This is a genomic window from Clostridium sp. AF27-2AA, assembly GCF_003478505.1.
Lineage (GTDB): Bacteria > Bacillota > Clostridia > Lachnospirales > Lachnospiraceae > Brotaphodocola.
The window spans coordinates 48,699-58,171 of record NZ_QUFI01000004.1; the positions used below are offsets into that span (position 1 = coordinate 48,699).

A 9,473-nucleotide genomic window follows, 5' to 3' on the forward strand; every position below is an offset into this window, starting at 1 on the left:
TTTATGAACTGTAAAAGATATTTTACAGGTGCTCTGGCTGCCTTTATGGTGGCCAGTAGTGCTTTTATGGCTTACGCGGACGGACCGGTGACAAAAGGAACCGATCCGGCAGGACTTACATCAGCACCCGGTGAAACTATCGGGGCAGGAAATGAAACAGCAGGCGAAGCAGCAGAAACTGTCGCAGCGGCACCTGCAGCAGAAGCACAAAGCAGCAATACAACCGTCACAGCCGGAGAAACTACGGCATCTGACAACAGTGCGGCAGGAAGCGGTACGGTTACGGCGGGAAGCAGTACAGTCGTAGCAGGAAGCAGCACGGTCACTGTTGGCGGCGCATTATCATCTGGAAGTACGGTAACAGCGGGCGGCCAGGCTGGACCGGTAGCAGGAGGAAGTTCCGGCATCATCACGGCAGGAAGCGGTAAGGCAGCAGGTGCATCGTCAGGTCCGGCGGGGGTGGTAGTTCCGTCGGTGATCGGAGCCGGTGATCTCTCATTTGCCGGCCAGCTGACAGACTCCATCGTCAAGGTAGTTGAAAAATACAGCTATGATCAGATGAGCCGTGATATCAGCAGTCTGAAATCCCGTTATGGCAGCCATATGCAGGTGAACACCATAGGGACCAGCCTGGACGGACGCAGTCTTTACGAGATCATCATCGGAAACCCGAACGCGTCAAAACACATCCTGATCCATGCGGGCATTCACGCGCGGGAATACATAACGCCGCTTCTGGTCATGAAGCAGGCAGAGCATCTGCTGGCTTTTTATGACAGCGGAAGCTATCAGGGACGAAAGCTTTCGGATATCCTTGCGGGAGTGGCTATTCATATTGTGCCGATGGTCAATCCGGATGGGGTTACCATCAGCCAGTTTGGTGTGTCTGCCCTTCGTTCCGCTGATCTGCGCCAGATTGTCAGCCAGTGTTACGCGCAGGACCAGGCAGACGGACGTACTACCCAGAGCTTTGAGCGCTACCAGGCTTTGTGGAAGGCCAATGGACGCGGTGTGGACCTAAACCAGAACTTCCCGGCTCTGTGGGACTCCATTACCACCGGACCTTCCCATGCTTCCTATGCAAATTACAAGGGAACCAGCGCACTTTCTGAGCCGGAGAGCAAGGCCCTTGCTAATCTGGCTAATTCCACAAACTGGACGATGACCATCAGCTATCACAGCATGGGCAATCTGGTGTACTGGGATTTTGCCGGAAATAAGGTTGCGGAACAGTCCAAAGAGCTTGCTGAGCTGGTAACCGGCATTTCCGGATACCGTACCAACAGAAGCAGCGGCAAGGGAGGGTTCAAAGATTATGTCCAGATCAAGGACAGCCCGATCCCGAGCCTGACCATTGAGGTGGGAAGTGTGGCCTGCCCGATGCCGGCAAGTGAATTCGGCAATGTCTGGAACAGCAACCAGTCGATTCTGGCAGCACTTGCGGCCTACGCAGCAGATCATTAACAGAAATTGAACAAAATTCGTTGAGAATGCCCGTCACGGTACTTGTGACGGGCATTTTTACATACTATTTACCCAAAATTTACCTAAATTTTAAAATCGGTTGAAAATGGAAGAAGCGGTATGGTATGATTAATTTGTTTGCGGACTGAAGAGAATAGAGAGAAAAGAGTACGCGAGACGAGGAGGAGAGTATGTCAATCAGCGACATTTCAAACGGGTTTGGTTTCCTGGGCGGTCTTGGTATGTTCCTTTACGGCATGAATATCATGGCGGACGGTATGCAGAAGACGGCGGGAAGCAAGATGAGCAGTTTCCTTGGGATGCTTACCAACAACCGGTTCCTGGCGGTTGCATTGGGCGCATTGATCACAGCGATCATCCAGTCCAGTGGAGCCACAACGGTCATGGTAGTCGGTTTTGTAAGTGCAGGCGTATTGAACCTGTCCCAGGCGGTCGGCGTGATCATGGGTGCTAACATTGGTACCACCATCACTGCATGGATCGTATCCATGAGCCAGCTGGGTGATGCCTTTGAGGTTATGAAACCAGGCTTTTACGCACCGGCCATCATTGGTATTGGCGCATTGCTGCTGGTTTTTGCCAAGAGTCAGAAAAAGAAGACCATTGGTGAGATCATGATCGGTCTGGGCCTTTTGTTTATTGGTCTTGATTTTATGTCAGGGTCGATTAATCCTTACACGGATGCACCGATTTTTGCGAAAGCCTTTGAAATATTAGGAGGTAATCCGCTTCTGGGCATGATCATCGGTGCGCTGGTTACCGCGCTTCTGCAGAGTTCCTCTGCTTCCGTTGGTATCCTGCAGACTTTGGCCATGAACGGCATTGTAACCACAAATGCGGCGATCTATATTACACTGGGCCAGAACATTGGTTCCTGTGTGACTGCCATGCTTTCCAGTATGGGCGGATCCCGCACGGCCAAGCGTGCGGCTGTCATGCATCTGACCTTTAACGTCATTGGTGCGATTGTGTTCGGATCGATCGGATTTATCTTTTTCAGCCTGCGTCCGGCCTTTGCGGCATCCAACATCAATGCGGTGCAGATTTCTATTTTCCATACAATCTTCAACCTGACCATGACCACGCTGCTGTTTCCATTCGCGGATGTGCTGGTTAAGATTTCCGGCATGGTTGTGAAGGAGAAGGCGGAGGAGGAGCCGGTAGCAGAGGATGCGGAAACTGCTGCCACCCTCAAACATCTGGACGAGCGTATCTTTGAGTCTCCGGCATTCGCAGTGGAGACCGCAGCCCTTGAGGTTGTCCATATGGGACAGATCACCTATGAGAATGTGGTCCGTGCCATTGATGCAGTCCTGACCGTGAATTCCGATGAGGTGGAAACGGTATTCAAGACCGAGCAGACCATCAATAATATGGAGAAGATGCTGACCGAGTACCTTATTAAGGTAGATAACCTTTCCCTGACTGAGAAACAAAAGAAGGTCGTAAACAACCTGTTCTACAGTGTCAGCGATATCGAGCGTATCGGCGACCATGCGGAAAACCTGGCAGAACAGGCTCAGTACATGGTAGAGCACGGCCTTCAGTTCTCTACCACCGGTGCGGATGACTTAAAATCCATCAGCGACAGTGTGTTAAAATCCTTCCAGTATGCCATTGACGCGAGACAGAACGGCAACATGGAGGCAGTGCGCAAGGTCAGCCAGTACGAGGATGATGTCGACAGCCAGGAAGAAGAGCTTCGCGAGAAACACATTGAGCGTCTTTCCGCGGGAGAGTGCAAGGCTTCCGCAGGCGTGGTATTCCTGGATATCATCAGCAACCTGGAGCGAGTATCCGATCATGCCTACAATTTGGCAGGCTATGTCAAGGACGAGATGTAGTAATTGACATAATTATGAACAGAATGACATGTTTTGCATGGATTCTGTATACAAAGCACAAAAGAAAGCCCTTCGGAGCAGAACTCCGGAGGGCTTCTTTGACAAAAACAAGACGATAATTACATGGTTTTTGTCAATATGGCAAAAAAAGGCTTGCTATTTTGTTGGTTATTAGGTACAATAAGAGCAAGGTTGATGAGTTTTTAACAATCATCATATTTTTAACAATCTAGGAGGAATGAATCATGGCAGTTAAAGTAGCAATCAATGGTTTTGGTCGTATCGGCCGTCTGGCATTCAGACAGATGTTTGGCGCAGAGGGTTATGAGGTAGTAGCAATCAACGACTTAACCGATCCGAAGATGTTAGCTCACTTATTAAAATACGATACCGCACAGGGCGGATACGCAGGTCACATCGGTGAGGGCAAGCACACCGTAGAGGCTGGCGAGGATTCCATCACTGTAGACGGCAAGAAGATCACCATCTACAAAGAGGCTAAGGCTGCTGATCTTCCGTGGGGAGAGATTGGCGTAGATGTAGTATTAGAGTGTACTGGTTTCTACACCTCCAAAGAGAAAGCACAGGCGCACATTGACGCAGGCGCAAAGAAAGTTGTTATCTCCGCTCCAGCAGGCAACGACTTAAAGACCATCGTTTACAGCGTAAACGAGAACACCCTGACTGCAGATGATACCATCATTTCCGCAGCATCCTGCACCACCAACTGCCTGGCACCTATGGCAAAGGCTCTGAATGATTACGCTCCGATCCAGTCCGGTATCATGAGCACTATTCACGCTTACACCGGCGACCAGATGATCCTGGATGGCCCGCACAGAAAAGGTGATTTAAGAAGAGCAAGAGCAGGCGCTGCAAACATCGTTCCGAACTCCACCGGTGCTGCAAAAGCAATCGGCCTGGTTATTCCGGAGTTAAACGGTAAGCTTATCGGTTCCGCACAGCGTGTTCCGGTACCGACCGGTTCTACCACCATCTTAACCGCAGTTGTTAAGAAAGCAGGCGTTACCAAAGAGGACATCAATGCAGCTATGAAGGCAGCAGCAAGCGAGTCCTTCGGTTACAACGAGGATCCGATCGTTTCTTCCGATGTTATCGGTATGAGATACGGTTCTCTGTTTGATGCAACCCAGACCATGGTAGCTCAGATCGCAGAAGATCTGTACGAGGTTCAGGTTGTTTCATGGTACGACAACGAGAACTCCTACACCAGCCAGATGGTTCGCACCATTAAGTACTTCGCAGAGCTGGCATAAGTTCTTAAAACTTACAAAAGACTCCATAAGGGTCCGGTCACATGTGGGCCGGGCCCTTTTCTGTTTCATAGGAAATTGCGTCCTATGAAACAAAAAAACGCTCCGCAGGGATGCGCACTCGGCGCAAAGGTAGATGGTTGCTGAAGCAACCGCGCCTCGGCGCGAGAATGTGCCAAGGCACATTCTTTTTTGTACAATTATTATGTAAATGTGGAAAGGGGATAACCTCTATGTTAAACAAAAAAAGTGTTGACGATCTGAAAAATTTAAAAGGAAAAAGAGTTCTGGTGCGCTGTGACTTTAACGTACCGTTAAAGAATGGTGTCATCACCGACGAGACCCGTATCGTGGCTGCACTGCCGACTATCCAGAAGCTCATCAGCGAAGGTGCAAAAGTCATTCTCTGCTCCCACCTGGGCAAGGTAAAGAATGGTCCGAACGAGGGCGAGTCCCTGGCTCCGGTCGCAGTACGCCTGTCCGAGAAGCTTGGCAGGGATGTTGTATTTGTATCCGATTACAATGTAACCGGTGAGGCAGCTACCAAGGCGGTTGAGGCCATGAAAGAGGGCGATGTTGTCCTGCTTCAGAATACCCGTTTCCGTGGCGCAGAAGAAACCAAGAATGGTGAGCAGTTCAGCAAAGAGCTGGCTGATCTGGCAGATGATTATGTATGTGACGCATTCGGTTCCTCCCACAGAGCGCATGCTTCCGTTGAGGGCGTAACCAAATTCATCACTGCAAAGGGCGGCACCAACGCAGTTGGTTACCTGATGCAGAAAGAAATCGATTTCCTGGGCAACGCAGTAGAAAATCCGGTAAGACCGTTTGTAGCGATCCTGGGCGGCGCAAAGGTTGCAGATAAATTAAACGTAATCTCCAATCTGCTGGAGAAATGCGATACCCTCATCATCGGCGGTGGTATGGCATTTACCTTCTTGAAGGCAGAGGGCAAAGAAATCGGTAAATCCCTGGTAGATGATACCAAGTTAGATTACTGCAAGGAGATGCTTGAGAAGGCTGAGAAGCTTGGCAAGAAGTTACTGCTTCCGGTAGATGCAGCAGTAGCAGCATCCTTCCCGGACCCGATCGACGCACCGATCGAGGTTCAGAATGTAGCGGCAGACCAGATCCCGGCAGACCAGATGGGCCTGGATATCGGTACTGAGACCGCAAAACTGTATGCAGAGGCTGTTAAGAGTGCCAAAACGGTTGTATGGAACGGACCGATGGGCGTATTCGAGAACCCGACTCTGGCAGCAGGTACCATTGCGGTAGCAAAAGCACTGGCAGAGACCGACGCCACCACCATCATCGGTGGCGGTGATTCCGCAGCAGCAGTTAATCAGCTCGGCTTTGCAGATAAGATGAGCCACATTTCCACCGGCGGCGGCGCATCCCTGGAGTTCTTAGAGGGCAAGTCCCTTCCGGGCGTAGCTGCAGCAGATGATAAGTAAGCACTTAAGTGAGCACTTAGTGCGTGCGAGCCGCAGACGAAGCACAAACTTAGTGTGAACTTACTTCCACGCACTTAGCAAGTGCAAGCTGAAAGCGCAGCACGAGCTTAGTAAGGGGAAGTTTCCATAAGGAAAAGCTACTATAAGCAAGAATTTAGGAGGATTTTACAATGTCCAGAAAAAAAATCATCGCAGGCAACTGGAAGATGAACATGACCCCTTCTGAGGCAGTTGCCCTGATCAACACCTTAAAACCACTTGTACAGAACGATGAGGTTGATGTTCTGCTCTGCGTTCCGGCTATTGACATCATTCCGGCAATGGAAGCAGCAAAGGGAACCAACATCCAGATTGGTGCTGAGAATATGTATTTCGAGGAGAAGGGTGCTTATACCGGCGAAATTTCCCCGAATATGCTGGTAGATGCAGGTGTAAAATATGTGATCATCGGTCATTCCGAGAGAAGAGAATACTTCGCAGAGACCAATGAGACGGTAAATAAGAAAGCTCTCAAGGCATTTGAGCACGGTATTACCCCGATCATCTGCTGTGGTGAGAGCCTGACCCAGAGAGAGCAGGGCATCACCATTGACTGGATCCGTCAGCAGATCAAGGTTGCATTCTTAAATGTAACCGCAGATCAGGCAAAGACCGCAGTCATTGCTTATGAGCCAATCTGGGCTATCGGTACCGGTAAGGTAGCTACCACGGAGCAGGCTCAGGAAGTATGCGCAGCAATCCGTGCATGCATCGGCGAGATCTATGACGAGGCAACTGCGGAAGCCATCCGTATCCAGTACGGCGGTTCTGTATCCGCTGCAAGCGCACCGGAGCTGTTTGCGCAGGCAGACATCGATGGCGGTCTGGTAGGCGGCGCATCCTTAAAACCAGATTTTGGCGCAATTGTAAACTACAACAAATAAGCCAGCTGTAAAGGGAATGTTAAGGAATCGGAAACAGGTATTCCAAAAACTATACACTGCATTCTTTTTATAGTAAAATAAATGGGAGCGGAAAAATTCCGTTCCCATTTTTGCTTTCCAGACGTAAAAGAGATATTCCGGAAAGCTTACGGAGGCATTTATGAGTGTAGACATGAAGCATAAAAGAACATCACCAAAACATGAAAAAGAGCATTCTAAAATCAGAACAGTGATCCTGCATAATGTGCTGATCACGCTGCTGATCATGGGAGTATCGACCATTATGGCCCAGGCTTTTTTTCATTACAGTAGGAACTCTACCAGTGTTGCAATTATCTATGTGCTGGCAGTCATGCTGGTAGCCCGTTATACGACTGGATATATCACCGGAATCATTGCGGCGGTTTTTGGCGTATTTTTTGTCAATTATGTTTTTACATTTCCATATATGAACTTTAATTTTTCCATAGACGGATATCCGGTGACCTTTCTTGGCATGCTGCTGGTGTCTTCCATTACCAGTACGACAACGACACGCTTTAAAAAACAGAGCCAGCTTCTGAATGAACGGGAAAAGCTTTTGGTGGAAGCAGAGAAAGAAACAATGCGGGCAAATCTGCTGCGGGCGGTATCTCATGATCTGAGAACTCCGTTAACCAGTATCATCGGACTGGCTGATACTGCATTAAATGACAGTCCGGAAATGACAGAGGCAAAACGCCGCGAACTGCTGGAAGGAATTCGTGAGGATGCCAACTGGCTGTTAAACATGGTGGAAAATCTGCTTTCCGTTACCAGAATCCGGGTGGGAGATACGCACGTGAACACATCGCCGGAGCCTTTGGAGGAAGTAGTGGCAGAGGCAGTGCAGCGGTTCCGGAAACGACTGCCCCAGAGTAAAGTCGATGTAAAGGTTCCGGACGAGTTTCTTATGGTTCCCATGGATGCAACGCTCATTGAGCAGGTTATCATCAATCTGCTGGAAAATGCGGTGTATCATTCCGGAACAGATGAACCCATTGAATTTTATGTAGAGAAGAGAGAAGCTTATGTAGCGTTCCATATCCGGGATTATGGCAAGGGAATTGATCCGGAGCGTCTGAAAACAATTTTTGACGGAGCCGGAATCGAACCCAATGCCAGCGGAGATTCCCACAAAGGAATGGGAATCGGACTTACTATCTGCAAGACTATTATCAATGCGCATAATGGAACCATTGAGGCGGCAAATCGTCTGAAGGGAGCCGAATTTATTTTTACATTACCATTGGAAGAGGAAGAAGAACATGACAAATAAACAGGTAATTCTGATCATTGAAGATGAAAAAAATATTGGAAATTACATTGAGACGATCATAATATCAAATGGCTACAAGGCCCTGCGCGCCATGAACGGAATGTCTGGTCTTTCCCTGTGCACCTCCCACCATCCGGACCTGATCCTTCTGGATCTGGGACTGCCGGATATCGATGGCAGTGAGGTCCTCGAGCGCGTGCGCGGTTTCTCTGCGGTTCCGGTCATTGTAATTTCTGCCAGAACCCAGGAGGCAGAAAAGGTTCAGGCTCTTGATCAGGGAGCCGATGATTATATAACAAAGCCATTCGGTTCTGAGGAATTGCTGGCCAGAATCCGCACGGCTCTGCGTCATAGCGCCCAGGTGGCAAGTTCAGGTCCGCGTGAGACGGTTTACTCCCGGGATGGCCTGGTCATTGATTTTGATAAACGGGTGGTGACGCTGAATGGAGAAGATATCCACCTGACCCAGATAGAGTATAAACTGGTATCCCTGCTTGCAAAAAACGCAGGCAAGGTTCTTACATATGATTTTATCCTGAAAGAAATCTGGGGTCCTTACGCCGATACCGACAACCAGATTCTCCGCGTAAACATGGCAAACATCCGCCGAAAACTAGAAAGCAACCCGGCAGAACCACACTATATCTTCACCGAGATCGGAGTAGGGTACCGGATGAAAGAATAAAAATTTAAATCATGTTCACGAAAGGTCCGAAGCAGGCCGGGGTGGTATCCCGCTGCGCAAAATAGAAGTGCCTTGTTCGGACGATGTGGCTGACAGCCGTTTGCGGATAGTCGGACAAGATGTCCGCCTCCCGAAAACGTCAGTCGCCACATAGCCGGACACGTTGCACTTCTATTTATGCTACGCAGGATACCACCCCCGCCTGCTTCTGCTTTCCTGCTATTCTGCAGTAATAAAAAACACAGCCAGAATGGTACTGGTAAAAGCTGGAAATCATGGCTCTTATCAGTACCGTTCTGGCTGTGTCTATCTTTTCTTAGTGGGGCCAATACAGCAGAAGCCGGTTATCCCGGCATTCCGCGGAGCATAAATATGGGTATACGTGTCCGGCTATGCAGCGACTGGTGTTTGAGGGAGGCGGACGGTGAGTCCGACTATCCGCAAACATCTGTCAGCTGCATCGTCCGAACACAATACCCATATTTTGCGCAGCGGTATGCCGGGATTA

General features: G+C 49.5%; 7 protein-coding genes. All 7 read left to right on the forward strand.

The annotated features are described in order from the left end of the window. Positions 1 to 3 precede the first annotated feature (3 nt). A complete protein-coding gene (locus DWY84_RS03590) occupies positions 4 to 1,464 on the forward strand; it encodes a M14 family zinc carboxypeptidase (protein WP_118530911.1) in 1,461 nt (486 codons plus the stop codon). Positions 1,465 to 1,655: 191 nt separating this feature from the next. Further along, on the forward strand, positions 1,656 to 3,329 hold the full coding sequence (locus tag DWY84_RS03595; protein ID WP_118530913.1) for a Na/Pi cotransporter family protein: 1,674 nt from the start codon (positions 1,656 to 1,658) through the stop codon (positions 3,327 to 3,329). 245 nt (positions 3,330 to 3,574) lie between these two features. After that, positions 3,575 to 4,606 (forward strand): type I glyceraldehyde-3-phosphate dehydrogenase, encoded by a 1,032-nt coding sequence (gene gap / locus DWY84_RS03600; RefSeq protein WP_118530914.1) that lies wholly within the window; start codon positions 3,575 to 3,577, stop codon positions 4,604 to 4,606. Between the two features lie 230 nt (positions 4,607 to 4,836). Further along, positions 4,837 to 6,060, forward strand: a complete 1,224-nt coding sequence (locus tag DWY84_RS03605) for a phosphoglycerate kinase (RefSeq protein WP_118530916.1) — start codon at positions 4,837 to 4,839, stop codon at positions 6,058 to 6,060. 170 nt (positions 6,061 to 6,230) lie between these two features. Further along, complete coding sequence (gene tpiA / locus DWY84_RS03610) at positions 6,231 to 6,983, forward strand: triose-phosphate isomerase (RefSeq protein ID WP_118530917.1); 753 nt, start codon at positions 6,231 to 6,233, stop codon at positions 6,981 to 6,983. A 160-nt stretch (positions 6,984 to 7,143) separates the two neighbouring features. Then, on the forward strand, positions 7,144 to 8,280 hold the full coding sequence (locus DWY84_RS03615; protein ID WP_347560758.1) for a DUF4118 domain-containing protein: 1,137 nt from the start codon (positions 7,144 to 7,146) through the stop codon (positions 8,278 to 8,280). Beyond that, positions 8,270 to 8,965, forward strand: coding sequence for a response regulator transcription factor (locus DWY84_RS03620; RefSeq protein ID WP_118530918.1), 696 nt, complete (start codon positions 8,270 to 8,272; stop codon positions 8,963 to 8,965). Before DWY84_RS03615 ends, DWY84_RS03620 begins: the two co-directional genes overlap by 11 nt. Positions 8,966 to 9,473: the final 508 nt, after the last annotated feature.

Excerpts from the sequence above, each read along its gene's own strand:
- DWY84_RS03605 (WP_118530916.1), top strand. The coding sequence starts at position 4,837 with ATGTTAAACAAAAAAAGTGTTGACGATCTGAAAAATTTAAAAGGAAAA.
- DWY84_RS03595 (WP_118530913.1), top strand. The coding sequence starts at position 1,656 with ATGTCAATCAGCGACATTTCAAACGGGTTTGGTTTCCTGGGCGGTCTT.
- DWY84_RS03615 (WP_347560758.1), top strand. The coding sequence starts at position 7,144 with ATGAGTGTAGACATGAAGCATAAAAGAACATCACCAAAACATGAAAAA.
- DWY84_RS03590 (WP_118530911.1), top strand. The coding sequence starts at position 4 with ATGAACTGTAAAAGATATTTTACAGGTGCTCTGGCTGCCTTTATGGTG.
- tpiA (WP_118530917.1), top strand. The coding sequence starts at position 6,231 with ATGTCCAGAAAAAAAATCATCGCAGGCAACTGGAAGATGAACATGACC.
- gap (WP_118530914.1), top strand. The coding sequence starts at position 3,575 with ATGGCAGTTAAAGTAGCAATCAATGGTTTTGGTCGTATCGGCCGTCTG.
- DWY84_RS03620 (WP_118530918.1), top strand. The coding sequence starts at position 8,270 with ATGACAAATAAACAGGTAATTCTGATCATTGAAGATGAAAAAAATATT.